This is a genomic window from Streptomyces sp. NPDC026062 (assembly GCF_055568375.1).
Window position 1 is genome coordinate 1 of sequence record NZ_JBVHOQ010000040.1, and the last position, 25149, is coordinate 25149.

At 70.0% G+C, this 25149-nt stretch carries 29 protein-coding genes and 1 pseudogene; 21 read left to right on the top strand and 9 right to left on the bottom strand.

The genetic code is table 11. From position 1 onward, the window contains the following. A pseudogene (locus ACZ4LX_RS29600) lies at positions 1-567 on the top strand (hypothetical protein); the annotation flags it as partial. 230 nt (positions 568-797) lie between these two features. Beyond that, positions 798-1520, top strand: coding sequence for a hypothetical protein (locus ACZ4LX_RS29605; RefSeq protein WP_467649957.1), 723 nt, complete (start codon positions 798-800; stop codon positions 1518-1520). Positions 1521-1603: 83 nt separating this feature from the next. Here ACZ4LX_RS29605 and ACZ4LX_RS29610 read toward each other — a convergent pair whose 3' ends face one another. After that, the gene (locus tag ACZ4LX_RS29610) at positions 1604-2077 is read right to left on the bottom strand and encodes a hemerythrin domain-containing protein (protein WP_467649956.1); all 474 of its coding nucleotides are present in this window, start codon (positions 2075-2077) and stop codon (positions 1604-1606) included. A 359-nt stretch (positions 2078-2436) separates the two neighbouring features. Between ACZ4LX_RS29610 and ACZ4LX_RS29615 the strand changes: the two genes are divergently transcribed. Both ACZ4LX_RS29615 and ACZ4LX_RS29620 read left to right on the top strand, forming a co-directional pair. Further along, entirely contained in the window at positions 2437-3429 is a 993-nt protein-coding gene (locus ACZ4LX_RS29615) for an SGNH/GDSL hydrolase family protein (protein WP_467649955.1), read from the top strand. Between the two features lie 90 nt (positions 3430-3519). Continuing rightward, on the top strand, positions 3520-3987 hold the full coding sequence (locus ACZ4LX_RS29620; RefSeq protein WP_467649954.1) for a GNAT family N-acetyltransferase: 468 nt from the start codon (positions 3520-3522) through the stop codon (positions 3985-3987). Between the two features lie 95 nt (positions 3988-4082). Here ACZ4LX_RS29620 and tuf read toward each other — a convergent pair whose 3' ends face one another. From tuf to ACZ4LX_RS29650, 6 genes are all read right to left on the bottom strand, one after another. Then, positions 4083-5276, bottom strand: coding sequence for an elongation factor Tu (tuf, locus tag ACZ4LX_RS29625; protein WP_148020219.1), 1194 nt, complete (start codon positions 5274-5276; stop codon positions 4083-4085). A 159-nt stretch (positions 5277-5435) separates the two neighbouring features. Beyond that, a complete protein-coding gene (gene fusA / locus ACZ4LX_RS29630; protein ID WP_467649953.1) occupies positions 5436-7565 on the bottom strand; it encodes an elongation factor G in 2130 nt (709 codons plus the stop codon). A 38-nt stretch (positions 7566-7603) separates the two neighbouring features. Next, entirely contained in the window at positions 7604-8074 is a 471-nt protein-coding gene (gene rpsG, locus ACZ4LX_RS29635) for a 30S ribosomal protein S7 (protein ID WP_014154599.1), read from the bottom strand. A gap of 2 nt (positions 8075-8076) precedes the next feature. After that, positions 8077-8448 carry a 30S ribosomal protein S12 gene (rpsL, locus tag ACZ4LX_RS29640; protein ID WP_003948652.1) on the bottom strand — a complete coding sequence of 124 codons (372 nt, stop codon included), beginning with the start codon at positions 8446-8448 and terminating at the stop codon, positions 8077-8079. A 300-nt stretch (positions 8449-8748) separates the two neighbouring features. After that, entirely contained in the window at positions 8749-9411 is a 663-nt protein-coding gene (locus ACZ4LX_RS29645; RefSeq protein ID WP_467649952.1) for a hypothetical protein, read from the bottom strand. A gap of 407 nt (positions 9412-9818) precedes the next feature. Then, positions 9819-10259, bottom strand: a complete 441-nt coding sequence (locus ACZ4LX_RS29650; RefSeq protein ID WP_467649951.1) for a helix-turn-helix domain-containing protein — start codon at positions 10257-10259, stop codon at positions 9819-9821. A gap of 197 nt (positions 10260-10456) precedes the next feature. Here ACZ4LX_RS29650 and ACZ4LX_RS29655 point away from each other — a divergent pair, with 197 nt between their 5' ends. After that, positions 10457-11206: a hypothetical protein gene (locus tag ACZ4LX_RS29655; protein ID WP_467649950.1), complete on the top strand. Its 750-nt coding sequence runs from the start codon at positions 10457-10459 to the stop codon at positions 11204-11206. Continuing rightward, positions 11203-11397, top strand: a complete 195-nt coding sequence (locus tag ACZ4LX_RS29660; RefSeq protein ID WP_467649949.1) for a hypothetical protein — start codon at positions 11203-11205, stop codon at positions 11395-11397. The genes ACZ4LX_RS29655 and ACZ4LX_RS29660 overlap by 4 nt, the downstream gene beginning before the upstream one ends. Positions 11398-11667: 270 nt before the next feature. Here the strand turns inward: ACZ4LX_RS29660 and ACZ4LX_RS29665 are convergent, their stop codons facing one another. Beyond that, the gene (locus tag ACZ4LX_RS29665; RefSeq protein WP_467649948.1) at positions 11668-11928 is read right to left on the bottom strand and encodes a hypothetical protein; all 261 of its coding nucleotides are present in this window, start codon (positions 11926-11928) and stop codon (positions 11668-11670) included. 306 nt (positions 11929-12234) lie between these two features. Here ACZ4LX_RS29665 and ACZ4LX_RS29670 point away from each other — a divergent pair, with 306 nt between their 5' ends. The 4 genes from ACZ4LX_RS29670 to ACZ4LX_RS29685 all read left to right on the top strand — a co-directional run bounded on the left by ACZ4LX_RS29670 (position 12235) and on the right by ACZ4LX_RS29685 (position 14156). Beyond that, positions 12235-12645: a hypothetical protein gene (locus ACZ4LX_RS29670; RefSeq protein ID WP_467649947.1), complete on the top strand. Its 411-nt coding sequence runs from the start codon at positions 12235-12237 to the stop codon at positions 12643-12645. A 122-nt stretch (positions 12646-12767) separates the two neighbouring features. After that, positions 12768-13370 (top strand): phage tail tube protein, encoded by a 603-nt coding sequence (locus tag ACZ4LX_RS29675; RefSeq protein ID WP_467649946.1) that lies wholly within the window; start codon positions 12768-12770, stop codon positions 13368-13370. A 91-nt stretch (positions 13371-13461) separates the two neighbouring features. Then, positions 13462-13752, top strand: coding sequence for a hypothetical protein (locus ACZ4LX_RS29680; protein WP_467649945.1), 291 nt, complete (start codon positions 13462-13464; stop codon positions 13750-13752). Positions 13753-13817: 65 nt separating this feature from the next. Next, the gene (locus ACZ4LX_RS29685) at positions 13818-14156 is read left to right on the top strand and encodes a hypothetical protein (protein WP_467649944.1); all 339 of its coding nucleotides are present in this window, start codon (positions 13818-13820) and stop codon (positions 14154-14156) included. A gap of 44 nt (positions 14157-14200) precedes the next feature. On the opposite strand, the gene ACZ4LX_RS29690 is transcribed toward ACZ4LX_RS29685, so the two are convergent. Next, complete coding sequence (locus tag ACZ4LX_RS29690; protein WP_467649943.1) at positions 14201-14851, bottom strand: VWA domain-containing protein; 651 nt, start codon at positions 14849-14851, stop codon at positions 14201-14203. A gap of 39 nt (positions 14852-14890) precedes the next feature. Here ACZ4LX_RS29690 and ACZ4LX_RS29695 point away from each other — a divergent pair, with 39 nt between their 5' ends. The 11 genes from ACZ4LX_RS29695 to ACZ4LX_RS29745 all read left to right on the top strand — a co-directional run bounded on the left by ACZ4LX_RS29695 (position 14891) and on the right by ACZ4LX_RS29745 (position 25121). Beyond that, on the top strand, positions 14891-15514 hold the full coding sequence (locus tag ACZ4LX_RS29695; protein ID WP_467649942.1) for a hypothetical protein: 624 nt from the start codon (positions 14891-14893) through the stop codon (positions 15512-15514). 48 nt (positions 15515-15562) lie between these two features. Further along, entirely contained in the window at positions 15563-16762 is a 1200-nt protein-coding gene (locus tag ACZ4LX_RS29700; RefSeq protein WP_467649941.1) for a phage tail protein, read from the top strand. Then, positions 16759-18036: a tape-measure protein gene (locus ACZ4LX_RS29705; RefSeq protein WP_467649940.1), complete on the top strand. Its 1278-nt coding sequence runs from the start codon at positions 16759-16761 to the stop codon at positions 18034-18036. The genes ACZ4LX_RS29700 and ACZ4LX_RS29705 overlap by 4 nt, the downstream gene beginning before the upstream one ends. A gap of 42 nt (positions 18037-18078) precedes the next feature. Next, positions 18079-19023 carry a phage distal tail protein gene (locus ACZ4LX_RS29710; protein WP_467649939.1) on the top strand — a complete coding sequence of 315 codons (945 nt, stop codon included), beginning with the start codon at positions 18079-18081 and terminating at the stop codon, positions 19021-19023. A 49-nt stretch (positions 19024-19072) separates the two neighbouring features. Beyond that, positions 19073-20272, top strand: coding sequence for a hypothetical protein (locus tag ACZ4LX_RS29715; RefSeq protein WP_467649938.1), 1200 nt, complete (start codon positions 19073-19075; stop codon positions 20270-20272). Positions 20273-20280: 8 nt separating this feature from the next. Beyond that, on the top strand, positions 20281-21387 hold the full coding sequence (locus tag ACZ4LX_RS29720; protein WP_467649936.1) for a hypothetical protein: 1107 nt from the start codon (positions 20281-20283) through the stop codon (positions 21385-21387). Between the two features lie 3 nt (positions 21388-21390). Then, positions 21391-22107 carry a hypothetical protein gene (locus ACZ4LX_RS29725; protein ID WP_467649935.1) on the top strand — a complete coding sequence of 239 codons (717 nt, stop codon included), beginning with the start codon at positions 21391-21393 and terminating at the stop codon, positions 22105-22107. A 49-nt stretch (positions 22108-22156) separates the two neighbouring features. Next, entirely contained in the window at positions 22157-23614 is a 1458-nt protein-coding gene (locus ACZ4LX_RS29730) for a collagen-like triple helix repeat-containing protein (protein WP_467649934.1), read from the top strand. 77 nt (positions 23615-23691) lie between these two features. Then, positions 23692-24609 (top strand): peptidoglycan-binding protein, encoded by a 918-nt coding sequence (locus ACZ4LX_RS29735; RefSeq protein ID WP_467649933.1) that lies wholly within the window; start codon positions 23692-23694, stop codon positions 24607-24609. 13 nt (positions 24610-24622) lie between these two features. Beyond that, entirely contained in the window at positions 24623-24874 is a 252-nt protein-coding gene (locus tag ACZ4LX_RS29740; RefSeq protein WP_467649932.1) for a hypothetical protein, read from the top strand. Further along, positions 24861-25121, top strand: a complete 261-nt coding sequence (locus ACZ4LX_RS29745; protein ID WP_467649931.1) for a hypothetical protein — start codon at positions 24861-24863, stop codon at positions 25119-25121. The genes ACZ4LX_RS29740 and ACZ4LX_RS29745 overlap by 14 nt, the downstream gene beginning before the upstream one ends. The last annotated feature ends 28 nt before the right edge of the window (positions 25122-25149 follow it).

Sequence of the window (25149 nt, forward strand, 5' to 3'; positions counted from 1 at the left end):
ATCACCATCGGCCTCCCCCAATGGCCCACCCTCACCCTCAACCCACTCGTCGCCGGACCCCACAACATGCCCGTCATCACCAACGTCGCCGAAGCCCGCAAAGACCTCGCACTCGCCACCCTCGCCGCCATCACACACGCCGACAATCCGGACGTCGATGCCATACTGAAAACACTCTCCGCCGCACTCCGCGACGTACCCGACAACGTCGCCGAACCCATCGCCGAACTCACCGCACAAGGCCTGGGCAACCGCCCGGCCGCACAACAGTGGAGGAACCTGGTGGCCGTGGATACCTCTTTCTACACATCCTTCATGTCCGAAGAAATCCGGGACGAAGGCCGAGCCCAGGGCCGAGCCCAAGGCCGAGCCCAGGGCCGAGCAGAAGCCCAGGCAGAAGCCCGGGCAAAGAGCCTCCTGCTGATCGTCGACGCACGCGGCATCGCCCTCACCGACGAGCTCCGCCAGAAGATCACCGCCTGCGCCGACTCCCACCTGCTCGACCGCTGGCTCGAACGCGCCGCCACCGCCACCACCGCCGAGGAAGTCTTCACCAAGGACCACTGACCGGCCACGCCCTCCGACGGCGACGGGGGAGCGCCCGCCCGCTGCCCCGCTACCACCCGAGGTCCCCGTCCTGCCGGGGTAAGCACTGGTGACGCCGAGTCCGCGTTTCCCTACAGTTGTGCCGACACCGGCCACGGGGGGCAGCGATGGCGGAGCCAGGTACGAGACCTCCGGTTGTGCCGCCACCAGGGACACGGCCCCGGCCGACCCCCGCACCCGTCTTCCGCCTCGTGCCCCGGGCGCGGCGCGGCGTCCTGTGGTGGCTGGGCTGGCTGCTGCCGGTGATCACCGCGCACCGCCTCTGCTCGCCGACCCGCCCCGACCGGGTCAGGGACCGCGCGATCGGCAGGGCACAGATCTGGCGTGGTGCGCTCGGTGTCGCCCTGACCGTCGCCGCCTGGCTGGTCCTCGGACTCGTGCCCGCGAGCGAGATCCCCGGGCGGTTCTGGCAGAGCTTCGCGTACACGGCCGGCGCCATGTTGATCATCTTCAACGTCTGCGGTTTCGCGGTGGCGATGGCGCCCAAAGGCCGGAAGTGGGCCGCGACCAAGCTGTGGCGCGGCCCGCTCCTCGCCTACGTCCTCACCTGCGCATCCTGGATGGTCTTCATGCAGACCAGCCTCTCCGACTGGCCGCCCCACTCCCCCGTGACCGCCGTCTGCGGCCTGTGGCTGGGTCTCTTCGGCCTGTACGGCCTGCTGCTGCTCATCCTCAACGGAGGGCGCAGTGCCGACGTCAACGACTGCCTGCCGGCCCTGCTGCCGACGTTCTTCATGCTCTGCCTGACCCTGCCCACCATCGGAGACCCGATGTACGACCGGGTCTCGATGCCGGTGCGCCTGGTCGTCTGCCTCACCGGGCCGCTGACGCTGGTCCTCCTGGCCTACTGGCAGCTGCGGCGTCTGCGCGTGCTGCACGGCGTGCGCCTGTCCGACCTGTCGCACGGACCCTGACCGGGCGTGCGCCCCCTGGGGCTTGCCCACGGTTCGCACGCTGACGACCCGACATCGCCCGGGGTCTTTCCCTGGTTCGCACGCTATCGGCCGAGCTGCCCGGGGGCGTCCGGATGGGCGGCGCGCCAGGCCCTCATCGAGAGGTCCCACTCGTCCCCGGACAGTGCGGTGAGCGAGGCCGGGAACAGTCCGTCCTCCTCTTTCGCGATGTGGTGGTACAGCTCGTCGACCGCCTCCCGCAGCTGTACGACGTCCTCGGCGCGGTTCAGATCGACCCGGCCGAGGAACGCGGCGAGTTCACGGTGTTCCCGCACCAGTGCGTCGATGTAGCCGGCGTACTCCGCGTCGCCGCCCATCATCGCGAAGAGCCCCTGCTCCTCACCCTGCCAGTGGGCTCGCAGTTCCCGCTCCATCCGTGCCACCAGCTCCGCGGCGAGGCCCCGGTCGCCGGAGTCCAGGGCGCGCAGGGCACCGCCCGCCACGTCGGTGACGGACTCGTGCTCCGCGATGAACTCCTTGATGAGCGGGATCTCACGGCAACCGCAGTAGTGACACATGCGTCCACTTTGCCAGATATGCGCCTTACGTAAGGCGCCACGTGCGGCGACACCCTCCACCCGTGCGCCTTCATGCCAGGCCCCGGCCCGGCACGGCTCCGCGCGCCGTCCAGCACGGCCACGCGCAGCCGACAACTGGCGCGCACGGTCCACGCCACAGGCGCCAAGTAGCCCACTTTTAGGGCCTGTTGACCCATTTCACCTCTTCAAATTGATTGACATTCAGGGGTGGAATGCCGGACGTTCAGCCGTGACCCACCGATGCGCCACAGGGCCGGAGAGATGGCACACAGATGACTTTGAGAGACAGGAACCCGGGGCAGCCGGGGCGCGGGAGTCGCCGGCCGGCGACTCCCGCGGTGACGGAGCAGGTGCACACCACGGGGCGGGTCAAGGACCTGGGGAAGGCACTCCAGTTCAGCTGGCCCGGGGTGTACTTCGAGGGCCGCGTCCGCGGGACCGGACTCGGGGTGGTGCTCGACTGCTCGGCCGCCGACTACGACGTCCAGGTGGACGGGACCACCCTCGCCACCCTGGTCACCCCCGGCGACACCACGCACTGGGTCAACGGACTGCGGGACGGCGAACACACGGTCCGGGTCGTCAAACGCAACGAGACCCCTGGGGACATCAGCACGTTCGGAGGCTTCGTCGCCGCGCCCGGGGGCGCCGTGCTGAGCAAGCCGGCGCCCCGGGACCGTCAGATCGAGTTCATCGGGGACTCCATCACGGTGGGCTACGGCAATGTCTCGGGCACCCGCGACTGCGATCCGGAGCAGCTCAAGCGGACCACCAACACCGACGTGAGCCACGGCGCCCTCACCGCCCGCCAACTGGACGCCGATTACCAGATCAACGGCTTCTCCGGCCTCGGCATGGTGCGCAACGTCGCCGGCATCACCCCGGACGTCACGTACCGGACCTACTACGACCGCGCCCTGCTGAACGTGGACGGCGACGTCTGGCAGAACCCGGGGACCTGGCGCCCCCAGATCGTGGTGGTCAACCTCGGCTCCAACGACTTCACCGACCTCGCCCCCGGTGAACCGTGGACGCACGACAGCCTCGCGGACGCCTACCGCACCGCCTACGACGAGTTCCTCCGGGAACTGCGGACGCGCTACGGCGCCGGCACCGCGCTCGTGGCCGTCGGCTTCGACCGCAACGCCGAGCATGTGCGACAGGTGGTCGAGGCGCGCAACGCCGCCGGCGACAGCGGGGTCCACTACTGGTTCCTCGATCTGTCGGACCTGGACTTCCTCGGATGCGACGGGCACACCTCGGCTCGCGACGACCGGATCATCGCCGACCGGCTCGCTCCGTTCCTCAGCGGCCTGCCGACGGAACGGTGAAGGACACGCCCCCGTGCACCCCGCCGGGGACCGCCGCCCCCGCCGCCACCACCCGGAGAACCGGCACCCGCCCCCTGACAGACTCCCACCATGCGTGTACGTACCACTCAGGCCTGGGCCCTGCGCCCCGCCACCCCCGACGACCTTGAGGCCATAGTCGAGATCCGGGCCGTCGTGATGCGCCCGGACCTGGTCCGCCTCGGCCGCTACGACGAACACCGGGTGCGCCGGCGGCTGCGCGACTCCTATCTGCCCGAGTACACCTCGGTGATCCTCGTCGACGGCCGTTTCGCCGGCAGTGTCACGCTCCGCCCCTTCGAGGACGGTCAGTGCCTGGAGAGCTTCTTCATCGACGAGGACCTCCAGGGGCGGGGCATCGGCTCGGCCGTCCTGAGCGCCCTGCTGGACCGTACCGACGCCGAAGGGGCCCCGGTCCGCCTCAACGTGCTCCAGGGCAGCGCGGCCCGGCGGCTCTACGAGCGGCACGGGTTCACCACGGAACGCGAGGACCCGGTCGACGTGTTCATGGTGCGCCGCCCGCCCGTACCCACCGTCTGAGAAACACAGAAGGGCCCCGCCCCACCGCTTGCGCGGCAGGACGGGGCCCTTCTCGGTGCTCTTGTGCGGAGCTACCAGGTCAGACGCTCAAGGACTTACTTGAGGATCTTGGTGACCTGGCCGGCGCCCACGGTCCGGCCACCCTCACGGATGGCGAACTTCAGGCCCTCTTCCATGGCGACCGGCTGGATCAGCGCGACGTCCATGAGGGTGTTGTCACCCGGCATGACCATCTCGGTGCCCTCGGGAAGGGTCACAACGCCCGTCACGTCCGTGGTACGGAAGTAGAACTGCGGGCGGTAGTTGTTGAAGAAGGGGGTGTGACGGCCACCCTCGTCCTTCGACAGGATGTAGGCCTGGGCCTGGAAGTCGGTGTGCGGCGTAACCGAACCCGGCTTGATGATGACCTGGCCGCGCTCGACGTCCTCGCGCTTGATGCCACGGAGGAGCAGACCGACGTTCTCACCGGCCTGGCCCTCGTCGAGCAGCTTGCGGAACATCTCGATACCGGTGACCGTGGTGGTGGTCTTCTCGGTCTTGATACCGACGATGTCGACGGTCTCGTTGACCTTGAGGACACCACGCTCGATACGACCGGTGACGACGGTGCCACGGCCGGTGATCGTGAAGACGTCCTCGATCGGCATCAGGAACGGCTTCTCGACGTCACGCTCGGGCTGCGGGATGGACTCGTCGACGGCCTTCATCAGGTCGAGGACGGTCTGGCCCCACTCCTTGTCGCCCTCAAGAGCCTTGAGCGCCGAGACCTTGACGACCGGAAGGTCGTCGCCCGGGAACTCGTACTCGGAGAGGAGCTCACGGACCTCGAGCTCGACGAGCTCCAGGATCTCCTCGTCGTCCACCATGTCGGCCTTGTTCAGGGCGACGACGATGTACGGAACGCCGACCTGGCGGGCCAGGAGCACGTGCTCCTTGGTCTGCGGCATCGGGCCGTCGGTGGCGGCGACAACGAGGATGGCGCCGTCCATCTGCGCCGCACCCGTGATCATGTTCTTGATGTAGTCGGCGTGACCCGGGCAGTCGACGTGCGCGTAGTGACGCGACTCCGTCTGGTACTCGACGTGCGCGATGGAGATGGTGATACCGCGCTGGCGCTCTTCGGGAGCCTTGTCGATCTGGTCGAAGGCCGAGGCCTCGTTCAGGTCCGGGTACGCGTCGTGCAGCACCTTGGTAATGGCGGCCGTGAGGGTCGTCTTACCGTGGTCGATGTGACCGATGGTGCCGATGTTGACGTGCGGCTTAGTCCGCTCGAACTTTGCCTTCGCCACTGGGTCCTCCTGCGGAGTGGTTCTGTACGCCTTGCTTCATCGGCGCCAGGTGATCTTTGCTGGGATGCCGGGGCCGGGGGCATTCGACGCATTGCTTGCGCGCCGCATCAAATGCCCCACCAGGCTCCGGTGATAAGCCTAAAGCGTCAACTCGGTGAGTTACTCGCCCTTGGCCTTCGCGATGATCTCCTCGGCGACGTTCCGCGGAACCTCGGCGTAGGAGTCGAACTGCATCGAGTAGCTTGCGCGACCCGAGGTCTTGCTGCGGAGGTCTCCGACGTAGCCGAACATCTCCGAGAGGGGCACGAGGCCCTTCACGACGCGAGCGCCGCTGCGCTCCTCCATGGCCTGGATCTGGCCACGGCGGGAGTTGAGGTCGCCGATGACATCGCCCATGTAGTCCTCGGGCGTGGTGACCTCGACGGCCATCATCGGCTCAAGGAGCACGGGGGACGCCTTGCGGGCACCCTCCTTGAACGCCTGCGAACCGGCGATCTTGAAGGCCAGCTCCGAGGAGTCGACCTCGTGGTAACCACCGTCGAGAAGGGTGACGCGGACGCCGACCATCTCGTAACCGGCCAGGATGCCGAACTGCATGGCTTCCTGGGCACCCGCGTCCACCGAGGGGATGTACTCACGGGGGATGCGGCCACCGGTGACCTTGTTGACGAACTCGTAGGACGCGTCGCCACCCTCGATGGGCTCGATGGCGATCTGCACCTTCGCGAACTGGCCGGTACCACCAGTCTGCTTCTTGTGCGTGAAGTCGATGCGCTCGACGGCCTTACGGATCGTCTCGCGGTACGCGACCTGCGGCTTGCCGACGTTCGCCTCGACGCGGAACTCGCGCTTCATGCGGTCGACGAGCACCTCGAGGTGAAGCTCGCCCATACCACCGATGATGGTCTGGCCGGTCTCCTCGTCGGAGTGCACCTGGAAGGACGGGTCCTCCTCGGAGAGGCGCTGGATGGCGACACCCAGCTTCTCCTGGTCACCCTTGGACTTGGGCTCGATGGCGACCTGAATGACCGGCGCCGGGAAGTCCATGGACTCCAGGATGACCGGGTTCTTGTCGTCACACAGCGTCTCACCGGTGGTGGTCTGCTTCAGGCCCATGACGGCGATGATGTCACCGGCGCCCACCGACGCGATCTCCTCACGCTTGTTCGCGTGCATGCGGTAGATCTTGCCGATGCGCTCCTTCTTGCCCTTGACCGAGTTCAGCACCGCGGTGCCGGCCTCAAGGCGACCGGAGTAGATCCGGACGAAGGTGAGCTTGCCGAGGTGCGGGTCGCTCGCGATCTTGAACGCCAGGCCGGAGAACGGCTCGTCGTCCGAAGGCTTGCGCGAGATGACCTTCTCCGGGTCCTTGACGTCGTGGCCCTCGATGGCCTCGACGTCCAGGGGCGAAGGCAGGTAGCGGACGACCGCGTCGAGCAGGGGCTGAACGCCCTTGTTCTTGAACGCGGTGCCACAGAACACCGGGGTGACCGTGACGGAGTCCGCGGAACCCTTCGACGCGAGGGTGATCCGGCGGATGGCCTCGTGCAGCTGCTCCTGAGTGGGCTCCTCACCCTCCAGGTACAGCTCCATCATGGCGTCGTCGTTCTCCGAGACGGCCTCAAGGAGCTTGCCGCGCCATTCCTCGGCGGCCTCCTTCAGGTTGTCCGGGATCTCGACGACGTTGTACATCTCGCCCTTGGCGGCCTCTTCGGGGTACACGAAGGCCTTCATCGACACGAGGTCGACGACGCCCGTGAAGTCCGCCTCGGCGCCGATGGGGAGCTGCATGACGATCGGGACGGCGCCGAGGCGCGCGACGATCATGTCGACACAACGGAAGAAGTCGGCACCGGTGCGGTCGAGCTTGTTGACGAAGCAGATACGCGGCACGCCGTAGCGGTCCGCCTGACGCCACACGGTCTCGGACTGCGGCTCGACGCCGGCAACACCGTCGAACACGGTGACGGCACCGTCGAGGACGCGGAGCGAACGCTCCACCTCGACGGTGAAGTCGACGTGACCCGGGGTGTCGATGATGTTGATGGTGTGGTCAACATCATTGAGCGGCCAGTGACAGGTCGTCGCGGCGGACGTGATCGTGATGCCGCGCTCCTGCTCCTGCTCCATCCAGTCCATCGTGGCTGCGCCGTCGTGGACTTCACCGATCTTGTACGAAACGCCGGTGTAGAAGAGGATCCGCTCAGTGGTGGTCGTCTTGCCCGCGTCGATGTGGGCCATGATCCCGATGTTGCGGACCTTGGCCAGGTCAAGCGAAGTGGTGGCCATAAGGCTCAATCTTCTCTCGGTCTCGATGGGGTAAGCGACTACCAGCGGTAGTGCGCGAAGGCCTTGTTGGACTCGGCCATCTTGTGGGTGTCCTCACGCTTCTTGACAGCAGCGCCAAGACCGTTGGAGGCGTCGAGCAGCTCGTTCATGAGGCGCTCGGTCATCGTCTTCTCACGACGGGCGCGGGAGTAACCCACGATCCAGCGCAGCGAGAGGGTGGCGGCACGACCGGGCTTGACCTCGATCGGCACCTGGTAGGTGGCGCCACCGACACGGCGGGACTTGACCTCGAGCGAGGGCTTGACGTTCTCAAGCGCGCGCTTCAGCGTGATGACCGGGTCGGCGCCGGTCTTCTCGCGGAGGCCTTCCATGGCGCCGTACACGATCCGCTCGGCGGTGGAACGCTTGCCGTCGAGGAGGATCTTGTTGATCAGCGAGGTGACAAGAGGAGAGCTGTAGACCGGGTCGATGATGACCGGGCGCTTCGGGGCGGGGCCCTTACGAGGCATTCTTACTTCTCCTTCTTGGCGCCGTAGCGGCTGCGGGCCTGCTTGCGGTTCTTGACACCCTGGGTGTCGAGCGAGCCGCGGATGATCTTGTAACGAACACCCGGCAGGTCCTTCACACGGCCACCACGCACGAGCACGATGGAGTGCTCCTGCAGGTTGTGTCCCTCACCCGGGATGTAGGCCGTGACCTCGATGCCGGAGGTCAGACGCACACGTGCGACCTTCCGGAGCGCGGAGTTCGGCTTCTTCGGGGTGGTCGTGAACACACGCGTGCAGACGCCGCGGCGCTGGGGCGAACCCTCGAGCGCGGGCGTCTTGTTCTTCTCGACCTTGTCCTGCCGGCCCTTCCGGACCAGCTGCTGAATCGTAGGCACTACTTCTCCGGTTTCTGTGTGCCGTCGTTGTAACTAACCTGGAACGCCTCCGACCCACGCGGTCGGGTGTGTCGGATACTGCGGGCCACTCCCCTGGAGCAGTGGAAGCACAGATCGCGGTGGCCAAAGACGGACTCGCCATGCGGTTGAGGACACGCACACGAGCCCAGGCACACCCCAGGCACAAGGTCTGAGCGTACCCACCTCGTCGACTCCGGTCAAAACAAATGCCCTGGGGGCGGCCCTCGCGCGGGCGGACCGCCGGCCGCGCCCATCAGGCACGCGATGCCGTGTCCCGGATCACAGGGACTCCCCGTCGGGAGTGACGGGGGCCGCGTCCGTGCCGGGCCTGCGTGACGGCGGGCGCAGCCGGGGGATCGTGGGGACCCGGGAACTGCGGCTTTTCGGGACCAGGGCCGGAGCCGGGGATCTGTCGCCGCGCTCATCGGCGGCCGTCGGCCCGGTCCGGTCGGGACGCGCCCGCACCCCATTGTCCTCCCCGGGCGCTTCGTCCGTGCGACGGGTCGCGGCGTGGCCGTCCCCACGACGTCCGGCCGTGCCGCGGTCGGCCGCGTCGCCGCCCGCATTGTTGCCGCTCTGCTGCCGGAGAGGTATGACGGCCGCCTGCCCGGACGCTCCCCTCACCAGCTTCAACGCGCGGCCGCCCGCGGCCCTCGCCTCCTGGAGCGCGGGCTCGTAGTGGGCGGCGGCATCGCGCCAGCCGCTGGAGTAGGCGCGCAGTTCGCGTCGCTCCATCTCCTCCCGCAGCAGCACCACGACTTCGTCCGGTGCGTGGCTTTCGAGATGGCGGCCGAGTGCGGCGAGGAGCCCGGACAGCGTGTCCGGCCCGTCGGCGGGCAGTGAGTCCGTGCCCGCGCTTCGGCCGGCGGGAGCGAGGTCCTCGGCGGGGGAGTCGGCGGGGGGCACGCCCTCGGCGACGGAGCCCGCGGCTGATGCGTTCACGGGTGCGTTCACCGGCGTGCTCACGGGTACGCCTGCGGCGGCTCCCTCGGCGGCGGGCTCTTCGGCGGGAATCCGTGGTCGCTCTTTCCGCCCGGCCACACGCGCCCCCGTTCTCCGGCCCGAACCGCACACCGGCGCGGGCATGGGCGCGCCGCGTGCGGGTACGCCTCGCGTCACCGCTGTGCGTATGCCTGCTGGAGCGGGGGGACAGGCCGACCCAGCTTACGGGCCTGCGCCGGGGGCGGTTTGCCGGAGGCGGGCCGCCGCCGGACAGTGCAGCGGTTCGCCGGAGGCGGGCCGCCGCCGGAGAGTGCGCTGCCGGACGACCCGCTGCCCGACAGCCCCCGCCGGAGGCGGCTCATGAACCGCGTCCCGGGCCGCGACACGGGCCCGGAGACGTCCGTGGGTCAGTCGGAGGCGAGCGGCGCCCTGCGCCCGGCGGCCGCCACCGGTTCCGAGGGCAGGAACTGGCCGGCGATCCTGATGAACATCTCCCGCTGGTCCGCCGCGATGCCGAGCCCGTCGGCCGCCTCCTCCAGTGTGAGGCGCCGCTCGCCCGGGGCGGCCCGGCCCATCGACGGCAGCGGCAGGTCCTCCTCGGTGAGACGGCCGGACTGGATGAGCATGTCGCGCACCGGGACCTGGAGCACCTGGGCCAGCCGTCGCGTGGTCTCCAGGTCTGGCATGCTCTGGCGCTGGAGCAGCCGGGTGATGGCCGCCCGATGGACTCCGGCCTCGTCGGCGAGACGCGATTTCCCGCCACCGCGCGGGCTGTCGATGTCGAAGCCGCGCCGCCGGATGAGCTCCTCGATCCAGGTCGCGAAGCGGTCGAGTTCGCCTGTGGTCATGAGCGGTCGCCTCCCTCCGAAGCGAACTTCAGCGTATCGCGCTTGCGCGCACGGAATTACCCTCGGGCACCGTCTCGTTTGTGAGGATTCTGTTGACATAAGGGCGTGTTCTGCGGGCCAATATCCTTGCGTGCGAGCACGCAACATGCGACTGTGCGGATACGCAACGAATTGCGTCCGGGGAGAAGGGATCGCCCATGACCGCGCGCACCGAAGACGAGAAGGCCGAGAGGACCACCCGTGAGGCCCTGCTCTGGATCGAACTGCTGCTGCGGCAGTTCCCCGAGCTGCTGGTCGAGCTGGCGCCGTCCCGCCATTCCTCCAGCGCACCGCCGCCGGACCTCGCCAGGCCCTCCGCCCCGGCGGCCCGTACCCTCGCCGAGCGGCAGGAAGCGCTGCGGGCCGAGCAGCTGCACGGCCTCACCCCGTCCGGCCCCACCACCGCACCCCTGCGCCTGCACGTCTCCGATGCCATCCGCGACATCACCGACGGCGTGGTGGAGCTCGACGAGGCGGTGCACGACCGGCTCCGCCTGCCACGCCCACGCCGCGCCCAGGTGACCGACCGGCTGCTCCGCGTCGCCACGCTGCTCGGACAGGCGGCCGGGGACGCCCTGCTCACGTCCCACATCCGGGACGAGGCCCGCCGAATGGCGCGACGCTGCACACGCGCGCTGGGCGCGGCCGAACCGGTCGTACGGGTCCGAGGCCGCTGCCCGTGGTGCGACTCGGTCTCCCTGCGCGCCTTCCCGGCCCGGCGGGCGGTGCTGTGCGTCAACCCGGCGTGCCGGTGCACCGCTCAGGACTGCGACTGCCGGACGGACCCGGCCCACCGGCACGCCTGGAGCGAGAGCGCCTGGGTGCGGCTGGCCGCGGAGTCCGGCGGGGATCTCGCGGAGCTGACGGACTCGACGGCGGACACCGCGGACCGCGAGGTGCGCCGATGACGGCGACGACCCTCCTCACGGGAGCGCTGGCCGCCGACGAGGCGGGCGTGACACCGGCGACGATCCGCAAGTGGGTCCAGCTGGGGCGCCTGACGCCTGCGGGAAAGCGGGGCCGGGCCCAGCTGTTCCGGCTGGAGGACGTCTTCGCGGCGGAGCGGGCGGCGCGGAGGAAGCCCCGTACGGCCGGCTGAGGACAGGACGAGGCAAGGACGAGGAAAGGACAGAGGGAGGGGCGGCCCCGCGCGGGCCGCCCCTCCCTTTTCCCTGCCCGCCCCAAGCCCCTGCCCGTATCCGCGCCCGGGCCGCCGCTCCCACCCGTGCCCCGACCCGTGCCCGCGCCTCCGCGCCCGCACCCCGGCCCGGCCCGGCCCGCGCGCCCGCGCCCGGCCCCGCGCCCGCGTCCGCGTCCGGGGCGCCCCTACCCGCGTGTCCGCATCCGCCCCCGGCCCCGAGCACGGGCCCTACATGCGGAACACCTGGGCGCTCTCCCCCGTACCCCCGGAGGTCAGAGCCACCGCCTCGCCCCAGCCGCTGCGGAACCCCCGTGTCTCCGCCTCCACGGCGATCCTCGCCCCGACCTTGCCGACGACGGCGGCCAGCGTCCGGGCGACGTCGGCGGTGTACGTACCCGACTCCCCCGACTCCGCGGCCACTTCGACCACGGCGGCCATGACATCGGCCAGCCGTTCCTGGGCACTGATCACCATCGCGCTCCCGTCCACACCTGTTCCACTTCCTCGTTCCGCACGCCCAGTAACGGCGCTCCGGGCTTCAGAAACCGCCACCTTTCGAATACCTGTTCGATAGCCGCAGACTAACGCACTCACCCCCACCCATGCGGGAGTTGCGCCGACCCTCAGGATTGCAACCTCGCACTAGGTGGTTGCGCGCACGCACGTTATGCGTCACAGTTGGTGCAGCGGCGGAGCTGCGCCCACCTTCCCTCCGGGGCGCAGCCCCGCCGTTGCCGTACCTGTACATCCGTCGCCAACAAGCCAGCAGCAGCGAACAGGAGTTGACGCCCCGTCATGAGCTCATCCCCGAGCACCTTCCCCGACGTGGAGGCCATCGTCGTGGAGCTCCTCTCCGACCGCCCGGACCTCGCGGACGCGGTCGTGGACGAGACCCCGCCGCCGGGCTTCGACGGCACCCAGCCGGCGGTGATCGTCTCCCGGCGCGGCGGCGCCTGGATCGACGACCTCCACCTCGACCAGCCGCTCATCGAACTGGAGGCCTACGGCCCCGACAAGGTGACCGCGCACCGTCTCGCCAACGCCGCCCGCGCCGAGCTGCTCGCGGCGGCCGGCCGGACGTACGGCACGAACGTCGTGGTCACCGACGTGGTCGAGGCCGACGGGCCGCGCTGGCTGCCCGAGTACCTGTACCCGGCGGCCAACCGCTACCTCACGGTGCTGCGGCTCTCGCTGCGCATCGGCTGACCCGGCACCACCGCCCGGCGCGATCCCGCGCCCCCACAGACAAGGCCTCGCCACCGGCGGGGCCTTCGCCGTATCCACGGCAGGCACCACCACCCACGGAAATCCATCCAAAGGAGTCATCCATGGCAGGCAACAACTCGTCCGAGATCCGCGTAGCCGGCACCGGACGCGTCCTCGTCGCGGACATCAACGCCCCGCTCCCGGCCGCCTTCACCGACGACCCGTCGGCCGACTGGGGCACGGAGTGGACGGACCTCGGCTACACCTCCACGGACGGGGTGACCTTCTCGAAGAAGGACAAGCTGGACCCGGTCGAGACGTGGCAGTCGATCAGCCCGGCCCGGTTCATCTACGCGGACCGCGACCTGACGCTGAAGTTCTCGATGCTCCAGTTCAACGAGGACACGCTGCCGTTCTTCCTCGGCGGCGCGGCGGGAGACATCCGCAGGGACGCGACCAAGCCGGACATCGTCCAGTTCGACGTGCCGGACGGCCCGACCTTCGACGAGCGTGCGCTCGGCCTGGAGTTCACCGACGGCACGGCGGTCACCTACCGCTTCGTCATCCCGCGCGGCCAGGTGACGGCCACCGACGACATCAAGCTCGCCCGCAAGGCCGCCGCGATGCTCGGTGTCACCTTCACCGCGCTCTCCCCGGGCAATGACCAGGCGCTCGCCACCTTCGTGATGAAGGACGCCGCCTACACGGTGCCGGCCGGCGCGTGATCCCCGCCGGGCGGGGCCGGTCCGTTCCGGCCCCGCCCGGCACCCCCTTCATCCCTCTGCTCATCCCTCTGCACAAGGAGAATCGCCACCCATGGCTTCCTTCGACGTCGGCGCGGCCCGCGCCCAGCGCATGGAGGCGCTCGGCCGTTCCTGGTCCTTCGACCTGGACGACGACACCTTCGAACTGCCCACCGAACTGAGCCGCTCCACCGCCAGGGCGCTCCGCTCCCTCGACGACAACGACATCGACGGCCTGCTGAAACTCCTGCTGGGCGACGAGCAGTTCGCGCGCTTCGAGCGGTACGACATCACCATGCAGGACATCGCCGCGATCCTGGAGGCGTACGGCAAGGAGACCGGGCTCGGCCTGGGGGAAGGCTGAGCCTCGACGCGTTCGCGGAAGAACACGCCGAGGCTCTGGAGGCCGATCTGCTGCGGCACTTCGGCGTGGACCTGCTCGACTGGCACCGCGGCCGGCTGACCAGCCGCCGGCTCGCGGTGCTGGTCAAGCACATGCCACGCGACAGCGCCGTCGCCCAGGAGCTCCACGGGGAAGGCGCCGACTGGACGGTGACCGACTACCTCCTGGCCGCCGCCGTGGACCATCTCGCCGCCGCCAACTGGATGTTCGCCTCCGTCAACACGGACGAGGACTCCGACCCGCCCGAGCCGCCGGTGCCGGTGCCGAGGCCGGGCGGCACCGACGTACCACCTGATGCCTCCGCCCCGGACCCCCCGCCGCCGGAGACACCCGACCGCGGCGAACTCATGCGGTTCTTCGCCTGAGCCCGGCACGCGCCAGGCGTGTTCGGGAACCGCCGCGGAAGGGCTCAGGCGTTCTGTGCGGAATACCAGCGTGAGAACGCCTTGCTGATCTTCCGTACACCCCAGCTCGTGTTGAAGTGGAAGGAGACATGGGGAAGGAATTCCCCTTTGTGGACCTTCTCTTCACGCCATAGCGAATTGACGACCGATTCGTCCCCGAAGAACTGCCAGAAGATGTTCTCGGTCCGGGATGCGTGAATGAGTTCAAGGATCTCCCTGGCCTGGCTCCTGCCGTCCAGCCAGAAGATCACCAGGGTGGGCACATCGCCTGCGGCTTCCGCATGCTTCACGACGAGCTCCGCGGCCGGCAGGGGTTTGGACCTGATCAATGACTCGTGGGTCAGGTCGAAGAACTCTTCGACGCGGCTGCGCGGAAAAGCGTCCGTGAGCAGACCTCGTCGCATGTTCGGCCTGGTAGCCCATTCCTGGACCCAATCCGAACGGGACTGCGCATTCAATTCCGTACGGGCGACAGCCGGCCCGCCGTGGCCGGTTCCGTAGAGGAGGATCTCGACTCCCGCACCAGGAGTGAACTTGTCGGCGACCGCGAGGGAACGCTCTGCGTACCACGCGATCGAACGCTTCTGCCGGGGCACGAAATACCGCTCCTGCGATATCGGTGCAACGAGAACGACACGAGGACCTTCAGGACTCATGCGGGGATCCTAGCACTCCAAGGTAATTGCGAGGAGATCATGACCAGAGATATTGCCGCGCTGGACAGGGACCTTGCCCAAGCAGAGAAAGATATCGAATCAGGCCGTACCGATATCACGAAACTCCAGAGTTCCTATCGGTCACTCCGCACCACACAGAGCGGCCTCTCGAACACCTTCGCGGGGGTCAGCAACACCATCGCCGCCGTGACTGCGGGCCTGACCGGAGTCGCCGCCAGCCTCACAGCTCTCACGATCGGCGTATCGGCCTTCAAGATCGACGAGAAGGGGCTGACGATCCTCGGGGCCACCCGGGAATGGAAACTCACTCAAGGACTCATCACAAAGATTCAGAAGAAGATCGAATCCGAGCACCAGAAAGCGGCCAGAAAGACGAAGGAGGAGAACGAAAAGCTCCTGGAGGACCACAAGGACTACATAGAGAAGATCAAGGACATCGACCAGGACGTCCAGAAGATAAAGGACGCGATCAGACGGGCCGGAAGCGCCGCTCAGCAGGAACAGGACCGGCTGCGTGCCGACCCCAACAACAAGACGAACCAGGGAATCGATCACCGGAGCCGCCCCCTGGCTCGCGGGATCGCCAGCGACGTCAAGGTCCTGCGCAGCGCCGTCAACGAACTCACCGCGGCGTTCGCCTGATGAACGGCCCCCCGGGCCCGAACCATCGCGGATCAAGGGAGATTCCGAATGAGTCTGACGCAAGCCGTCGGCAAGTCCTCCACCGCTCTCGCGCAGCTCCGTTCGCAGGCGGACAGTGCCGGGAAATCGGTGAAGTCCCTGGCCTCCGGAGCCGGGACCGGTGACACCGGCCTCAAGAAGCTCAAGAGCTCCGCCCAGGGCTCCGCCCGCGAGCTCGCCAGGATCCAGCAGTCCGCCGACAAGGCCGAGCGCTCGATGTCCAAGGCCGGCACGACCGGTCAGAAGAGCGGCACCCAGGTCGGCAAGTTCAAGTCCGGGGCCGACAAGGCGTCCAAGGGCATGAAGGGGCTCAACAAGTCGATGAAGGGCAACCTCGTCGGCCAGTTGCTCTCCCTGCTCGCCCCGCTGGTCGAGAAGGTGGTCGAGATGGCCACCCGGTCGAAGACCATGCAGAAGGTCCTCAAGGTCGCCTTCGACGCGATCAAGAAGGTCATCAGCTCGGTCATGAAGGCCGTCGGGCCGATCATGAAGAAGGCCGGCGCGCTGATCAAGACGGTCTGGGACGGCATCAAAAAGGCGATCACCGTCGTCATCAAGGCCGTCGCCACCGTCATCACGACCTACTTCAACGCCTGGAAGAAGATCATCACGACGGTGATGAACGCCGTCAAGTCGGTGATCTCCAGCGTCTGGAACGGCATCAAGAAGATCATCTCGCCGGTCGTCAACTGGATCCGTGACGTCATCCCCCAGGCCTTCAGCAAGGTCAAGGAGAAACTGTCCAGCATCTGGGGCGGGCTGCAGGGCATCGCGAAACGGGCCTTCGACAAGATCACGGGAGCGGTGAAGGGCCCGATCAACTCCGTCATCCGGCTCATCAACTCCGCGATCGACAAGCTCAACCGCATCAAGGTCTCGATCCCGGGCTGGGTCCCCGGTGTCGGCGGCAAGACCTTCGGCATCAGCCTGCCGAAGATCCCGCAGCTGGCGGCCGGCGGCATCGTGGCACCGCGCAACGGCGGTGTGCACGCCATCGTCGCCGAGGCCGGCGAGGCCGAGGCCGTGCTGCCGCTGTCCAAGCTGGACCGGCTGCTCCAGCACACCGCCCGCCGGGCCAGGGCGGACTCGGTCAACGCCACGGCCGGTGCGGTCTCCGGCTTCCAGATCGAGAACTACTACGAGGCGTCCACCGCCGACCTCCAGGAGACGGCCGCCGCCCTGCTGTTCCTGTCCAAGGCGCGCGGATGAGTACCGCGGCGATCGGCGCCGACCCGTTCGCGGAAGCGGCAGGAGCGCTGGCCTCCTTCCGCGGCCGTGTCAAGAGCGCCGCACAGTCCGTACGGGCCACCGCGCAGGGCCTCGGCAGGGCCCAGGCCGCCGCCGGCCGGATCAAGGGCTCCGCCGACGCTGCGGTGACGCAGCTCCGGCAGCTGAGGACCGGGGCGGACGCGGCCGGCAAGTCCCTCACCAAGGCGGGCCGCACCGCCGGCCGTACGGCGACCCAGCTCCGTACCGGCTCCGCCAAGGCCCGCACCACCCTCGCGCCACTCAACTCCATCGCCACCGAGGCCGGCCTGTTCAGCGGAGTCGTCGGCGTCCTCGGCAAGGGCTCCGGCACGGTGTCCGCGCTCATGGGCCTGTTCGGTGGCGCGACCACCGTCGCCTCCGGCGCGATGACCGGCGTCAACATCGCCATGCGCGCCAATCCGCTCGGGTTCGTCCTCGGCCTGGTGAGCCCGCTGGCCGGCTACCTGATCGAGTACGCGCTCAACTCGCAGACCGGCCAGAAGATCATGAAGCAGGTCTTCGACCAGGTCCTCAAGGCCTTCCAGACCATCGGGAAGTTCCTCGGCCCCGTCCTCAAGGCGTACGCCACCGTCATCTCTGCCTACTTCAAGGCCGCCTTCGCGGTCGTCACGGCGGTCCTCGCCGTCGTCGGCGCACTCCTCTCCAGGGACTTCGGCGGCGCGCGGTCCGCCGTCACCTCGGCCACCCACGCGGTGTCCGGCCTCATCCGCCGCGCCTGGAGCGGGTTCCGCACGGTCATCCAGCCCGTCCTGGACTGGATCACGAAGAAGATCCCCGGCATGTTCACCCGGGTCAAGGACGCCATGTCCCGGACCCTGGACGGCATCGGCCGCTTCATCAGCACCGGCATGCAGGGCGTCATGGCAGCCGTCACCGGGCCGGTCAAGGCGCTGATCTCCTTCGCCAACTGGGTCGTCGACGGCCTCAACAAGCTCAGCTTCAGCTTCTTCGGCAAGAAGTTCGGGGTCGACCTGCCCAGGATCCCCGAGCTCGCCGAGGGCGGCATCGTCCGCCCCGCCGGACCGGGCACCGCGTCCGCCGTGCTGCCGCTGTCCGCCCTGAGCCGGCTGCGTCCCGCCGAAAGCGCGCCGCACACCACGCGCCCCACCAGCCCGTCGGACCGCTCACGGCTGCGCACGTACCACGCGACCGAGGGCAACGGCCCGCTCGCCGTCGCCACCGATCTGCTCTTCCTGCACGGGGCCGTGGCATGAGCACCCCACCGCCCCACGACTGAAGCGAGGTGACGGCCCCTCATGGCCGAGACCACAACCACATACGCCACAGAGACCGCACCCGGCTCACTGATCACCCGCGACGGGCAGATCCAGTGGGCCGGACTGCTGATGGGCCCGGGCACGCCCTACGAGATCGACCGCACCGGCCTCACCGGCTGGGACGACCTCCCGGTGCTCGACACCGGCGACATCACCCGCCCCGACCAGCACGGCGCCTGGCCCGGCGCCCGCTGGGCGCAGCCCCGGCTCGTCGGCGCTTCCGTCTGGCTGCTTCCCCGGACGGCCGGGCAGACCCCGGGCGTCGTCTCCGCCTTCCGTGCCGCCACCGGCGCGGACGGCGGCGAGCAGTGGCTGGCCGTGCGGCTGCACGGCGAGACGCTCGCCGTACGGGCCCGGGTCAGCCGCCGCGTCGTACCGCAGGACCGGTCCTACGTGGTGCACGGCGCGTCCCGGACCAGTCTCCAGTGGACCGCGACCGACCCGCGCCGGTTCGGGGCCGTGCTCCGGGAGGCGCAGGCCTCGCTGCCCGTCATGGAGCCGGGCCTGGACTGGCCGGACGCGCCCGGGATCGCCGGTATGGGGCTCGCGTGGCCGCTGGAGTGGGGGTCGGCCGGTGCCGCGGGCACCTGCACGGCCGTGAACGGCGGCGCGGCTGCCGCCCACCCGGTGATCGAGTTCCGCGGCCCGCTGCGGCGCCCCGCACTGACCCGGCTCGCCGATGGCCGACGGCTCCAGTACGACATCGTGCTGGGCCCGCAGGACGTACTCACCGTGGACACCGACTCGGGCACGGTCCTGCTCAACGGCACCACCTCCCGGCTGTACACCGCGTCCCCCGTGTCCGTACCCGAGCAGCTGTTCCTTCTGCCGCCGGGCGCCACGGAGCTCGCCTTCCGCTCCGACGACACCACCCCGGACCGCCGGGCCTCCGCCACCCTGCGCTGGCGCGACGCCCATTGGTGATCCCCGCACGGCCCACCACCCACAGCCCATCACTCCTCAGGAGGACAACATGCCCGTACGCAGCGCGTGGCTGATCAACCGCACCGAGACCGAGACCGGCCAGTCCCGGGCCGACACCCGGCTCGCCCCGGTCGGCACCATGACCCCTAACGGGGCCCTGACCACCGCCGGCGGTGTGATCCCCGGCTCCGCCGGCGGCGAGTACCTGATGTCCGGTCTGTATGTCTTCGGCGAGAACGCCGGGATGAAGGCCTCCGTCGCACCGGGCCGCGCGGTGATCCAGGGCCAGGGCGCGGCCGGTGCGTACCCCGTCGTGCTCACCGACTACACCGAGGTGACCTTCGGCGACGGTGACGCGTCCAACCCGCGCATCGACCTGGTGATCCTGCGCGTGTACGACGCGCAGTTCGACGGCACCGGCCGCACCGAAGCCGTGCTGGAGGTCGTCGTGGGCAAGGCCGATGCCGCTCCCGAACCGCCGCAGCTCCCGGACGCCTCTCTTCCGCTCGCCCGGGTCCTGGTGCCCGCGGGGGCCTCGGTGGGCACGGGCGGCATCGCCTGGTCCGACGCCGTGTACGACATGCGGGTGTCGACGGTGGCCGTCGGCGGCATCGTCGCCGACTCCTGGAACCGGGACACACCCGGCGGATACCCGGGCCAGTACCGCGACACGTCCAGCACCCTCCAGCGCTGGGACGGCACCCGCTGGGCGAACTACCCCCGCCAGGCAGGCGGTATCGCCCCGCAGGGCGCCCTCGCCGCGGGTGAGTACACCGGCCAGTACCGCGACGAGGCCGGCCGGCTCCAGCGCTGGGACGGCACCGTGTGGCGGCCCGCCGTACCGTCCTCCGCCTGGGCGTACAACACCGACGGCGGCTACTGCGCCACCACCGCCTGGTCCGAGGCGGTCACCGACACGACCGGTCCCACCGTCACCGCCACCTTCACCGTGCCGGTGACGGGCGCGATCCTGGTGACGGTGGGCTTCACGGGGAACACCGGGGTCGACGGCCAGTGGTCCCGGATGGGCGCGAACATCCGCAAGGACGGGGCCCTGGTCCTCGCCGCGAACGAGGACCGCGCGGCGGCGGTCGGGTCCAAGGCGCTGACATCGGTGACCGCCACCTTCCGCGTCACGGGACTCCAGCCCGGAGCCGTCTACACGGCGGTCTCCGCCTACTGCTCGTCGGCGGCCAGCAACAAGGGCTGGTACGACAACCGTTCCATCCGCGTCGATCCGCTCGTGTGAGGCAGCCGATGACCGCGTCCGTCACCACGCCCGTCTACCGGGCACTCTTCTGCGACCTGCGCACCGACCGCCTGCTGGACGTGCTGCCGCTCACGGAGACGAAGTTCGACGACTACATAGGCAAGCCCGGATCGCTCACCGCCACCGTCCCGCTGCCCGGCGGCGCGCTCGCGGCCCGGGCGCGGGCCGCGCTCCAGCCCGGCCGCACCGCGGTCTGGCTGGAGCGCGACGGCGACATCTGGTGGGGCGGAATCCTGTGGACCTGCACACCGGTCTCCGACGAACAGGGCCGGCTGACCGTGCAGTTCCAGGCCGGCACCTTCGACTCCTACCTGGACCACCGCATCCTCGCCCACGGCCTGGCGGGCACCGGCACGGACCAGTTCGAGATCGCCCACACCCTGATCTCCCACGCGCAGGAGCAGCCCGGCGGCGACATCGGCATCAGCCCGGGCCACGACCGTTCCGGAGTGATACGGGACTACGCGTACGCCTACTCCGCGCTCACCCGCGTCCGGGAACTGCTCGACAACCTCGGCCGGCTGAGCGACGGGTTCGAGTGGCGCGTCCACTGCTACCGGGACGCCGAGGGACGCCGGGTCAAACGCCTCCAGCTCGGCCACCCGCAGATCCGCACGGGCCACACGGACATCGTGCTGAGCCACCCGGGCCAGGTGCTCACCTACAGCCTGCCGACGGACTCCACCGTGCAGGCGAACGTCTGGGTGGCCCGGGGCGACTCCGCCAACAACGACCAGTCCCAGGAGTCCCAGCCCCTCACCGTCAGCGAGACGTCCCCCGGCGACCTGGAGGCCGGCTGGCCCCGGCTGGAGCAGACCTCCGACCACAGCGGCGTCACGGACGCGGCGACCCTGCGTTCGCTCGCCGCCGCCGAACTGGCCCGGCAGAACCGTCCGGAGGTCATCCCGGAACTGACGGTGCTGCTCGACGGCGGGATCACGCCGGCGCTCCTCGGTGCCCGCATCCGGCTGCGCATCCACGACCTGTGGCACCACGAGGGTCTCGACGCCGCCTACCGGATCGTCGGCATCGCCGTCACCCCGCCGCAGCGCACCAAGGCCGAGACCGCCGTCCTCTACCTGGAAGGAGCCTGACCCGTGGCGATCATCCCCACCGATCTGCTAGACCGTATCCGTGCGCTGGAACGCCAGGTCAGGGAGCTGATGGGCAGCGCCAACACCACTCCGGCGCTGAATCAGATCATGGGCGGCGAGGTCGTCATCGGCGACCGCGGCCGGCTGCGGGTACGCACCTCGGGCGACGAGGACCTGCTCTACCTGGGCCGGGTCCAGCCGGACCGCGGCGAAAACGATCCGCAGCAGGGCTTCGTCGTCCGCCGCGACGACGGTTCCCTGGCCCTGACCGTCTGGACGGCGGCCCCGGACACCCTCCCCGTCCAGCCGGTGCAGGTCTTCGACCGCCGGGGCAACGTGGTCGTCGCCGACGACGCGGCCTACGGCGGCCTGGCCCGCCCCTACATCCCGTACCCGCTGCCGGGCCCGGCCGACGCGGCGCGCTGGGAGTCCACCGGGTCGACCACCTGGACGACGCTCTACCAGGGCCGGGGCCTCGTCCAGCACCCCCGGCTGCACTGTGTCGTCGCGGCCTCGGGCAGTACGGGCGCCGAGGTGCGGCTGCTCGTGGACGGCGTACCGCTCGGACCGGTGGGCGCTCCCGGCGACGGACTGGAGTTCACCGAGAGGCTGCCCGCCGCGTTCGGCGCCGCGGTCACCTTCGAGATCCAGGCCAGGGTCGCGGCCACCGGCGACACCCTGCGGTGCCGCCCGCTCTCCCTGTACGGCGTCCAGTCCTGACGCCCACACACGGACAGCCACCCCAACCACCACCGAGGAGGGCACCCGAGTGCTGCCTGAAAACATCCCCACCGTCACCGTCACCGCCCGCTACATGACCCCCGACGGCCGCCCGATGAGCGGCGCCGTCGAATTCCGGCCCCCGGCGCTCCTCACCCATGCCGAGGAGGACCTCTTCCTGGGCGGTCCCACCCGGGCCACGCTCGACGCGGAGGGCAGGGTCAGTGTCGTCCTGCCCGCCACCGACGCCCCGGGCTGGAACCCCACAGCATGGACGTACACCGTCACGGAGAAGCTCGGCGGTCTCGCCCGCGGCGGCCGCGTCTACCAGATCGCGCTGGCGGCCGCCGTCCCCGCCGTGGACCTCGCCGACATCGCCCCGGCCGATCCGGGCGCCCCGCAGTACGTGGCCGTACCGGGGCCGCCGGGGCCCGCCGGGGAGCTCGGCCCGCAAGGACCCGCCGGTCCGGCCGGTGCCGTGCACTCCGTCAACGGACACACCGAGGCGGACATCGTGCTGGGCGCGGCGGACGTCTCGGCCCTCGCCGCCGCGTCGGCGGGGGCGCCGGGCGGCGTGGCCACCCTCGGCACCGACGGGCTGGTCCCGGCGGCGCAGCTCCCGGCGGGCGGGGGCGCCGTCGCCTCCGTCAACGGGCAGACCGGTGAGGTCCTGCTGACCGCGAACGACCTGGGCGCGCTGACGCAGGCGGCGGGCGACGCCCGCTACCTCGCGCTCGGCGGCGCCCCGGTCGCCTCGGTCAACGGACTCACCGGCGCGGTCAGCCTCACCGCCTCGGACGTGGCCGCGGTGCCGGCCGGCCAAGGGGTCCTGCTCACGGGCGCCCAGGAGATCGCGGGCGCCAAGACGTTCGTCACCCCGCCCGCCACCACGGCCGCCCCGGTCACCGCCGACCAGCTGACCCGTCGCGGCTACGTCGACACGGTGTCGGCGGCCGGCACCTGGACCCCGGCCTCGGTGGGGTTCCGCGGCTGGGCGTTCGACCCCGCGGCGAGCTCCGCGGCCACCCCGCAGTACTGCATCAACGGCTGGGTCTACCTCATCGGCGTCCCGCTGCACGCACCCACCACCGTAACGAACCTGGTGTTCTACATCCCGGGCTACGTAGGCGGAACGCTCAGCACGTCCTCGTACGCGGGTCTCTACACCGGCACGGGCACCCGGGTCGGGCTGACCGCCAACCTCACCACGCTGATCAAGAAGACCGAGGGCGAGACGGTGATCTGCCCGCTGGCGACCCCGTACAACGCGGTGGCGGGCAACTACTGGATCGGTCTCGTCGTCAACGGACCCAGCCCCAGCAACAGCGGCCCCGCCTTCCTGCGGGGTGCCAGCGTCGGCGAGGCCCCGGGCGGCAGCGCCCGGATGCCCGGCGCGTTCATCCGCCACGGCCGCCTGAGCACCACCGGCCAGACCTCGCTGCCCTCCTCCTTCACCACCGGCAGCGTGGTGGCGGACTCCAACGCCATCTGGGCGGCTCTCTCCTGACCACGCGCAGATGAGGGGCCCCGCACCACCCGGTGCGGGGCCCCTCACCTGCGCACCCCTACGAAAGGCCCACCGCCATGGCCACTCCCCTGACCGCCGGTCAGCTCCTCGCCGCGCTGCGCGCCGAAGGCGTCGACGTCGTCGAATACGAGAGCTGGCGCACCCACCACCGCAACCACAAGGGCGCCTGGGGGCCGCTGAACGGCGTGCTGATCCACCACACCGTCAGCAGCGGCACCAACGCCTCCGTGGCGCTCTGCTACAACGGCCACACCACCCTGCCGGGCCCTCTGTGCCACGGCGTCATCGACAAGGCCGGCACCGTCCATCTGGTCGGAAACGGCCGCGCCAACCACGCGGGCGGCGGCGATCCGGCCGTCCTCCGGCGGGTGATCGCGGAGGACTACGGCGTCCGCCCGCCCGCACCGCGGGAACACGAGGGCAGTGCAGGTGCCGTCGACGGCAACGCGCACTTCTACGGATTCGAGTGCGTCAACCTCGGCGACGGCGACGATCCCTGGCCGGCCGCCCAGCTCGAAGCGATCACCCGCGTCTCGGCGGCGCTCTGCCGGGCCCACGGCTGGAGCGCGCGCAGCGTCATCGGCCACCTGGAGTGGTCGGACCAGAAGGTCGATCCGCGCGGCTTCACCATGGCGTCGCTGCGGGACCGCGTCGCCGCCCGGCTGTCCGGCCCGGCGGGCGGTGGATCCACGGGCGGTCCGGCGGGCGGGTCACCGGTCCCCCGGTACCAGCCCTTCCCCGGTGCCTCGTTCTTCACCGCCCGCACCAGCTCGCCCCTGATCACCGCCATGGGCCGCAGGCTCGCCGCCGAGGGCTGCGCGTCGTACGCCGTCGGCCCGGGGCCCCGCTGGACGGACGCCGACCGCCGTTCGTACGCCTCCTGGCAGCGCAAGCTCGGCTTCCGGGGCAGCGACGCCGACGGGCTACCGGGCCGTGCCTCGTGGAACGCCCTCAAGGTCCCGTACACGAAATGAGGAACCCGCAGCCATGTCCGACGCCGCCCGCCGCACCACCCGCACCCTGGTCCAGACGGCTCTCTCCCTTGCCGTGCTTCTGCCCGCTCTTGTCGACGCGTCCGGTCTCCCGGCGACCCTGCCCCGGGTCGCCGGGGCCCTGGCCGTCGCGGGGGCGCTGACCCGGGTGATGGCCGTACCCGGCGTGCAGACACTGCTCCCCGCCTGGCTCCGCACCGGGCCGTCCGGGGACGAGACCACAGGAGCCGCCCATGACCGAGACTGACCCGAACAATCCGGTCGCCGTCGCCCTGGAGCTGGAACGCCTGCGCGGCACGCTGGAGGCGGGTTTCGCACGCGCCGACGGCCAGCTGGCCCTGCTGGTGCAGCGCAGCGACCAGACCGACAAACAGCTGGCGGACCACGAGGCGCGCCTCGACACGCTGGAGCGTTCCCGCTGGCCGCTGGCGAGCATCGGCGTCCTCACCGCCGCCTTCGGTCTCGCCCTCGCCCTGTGGGAAACCCTGCGCTGACCCGCTCCGGGCGGCCTGCTCGCGCACA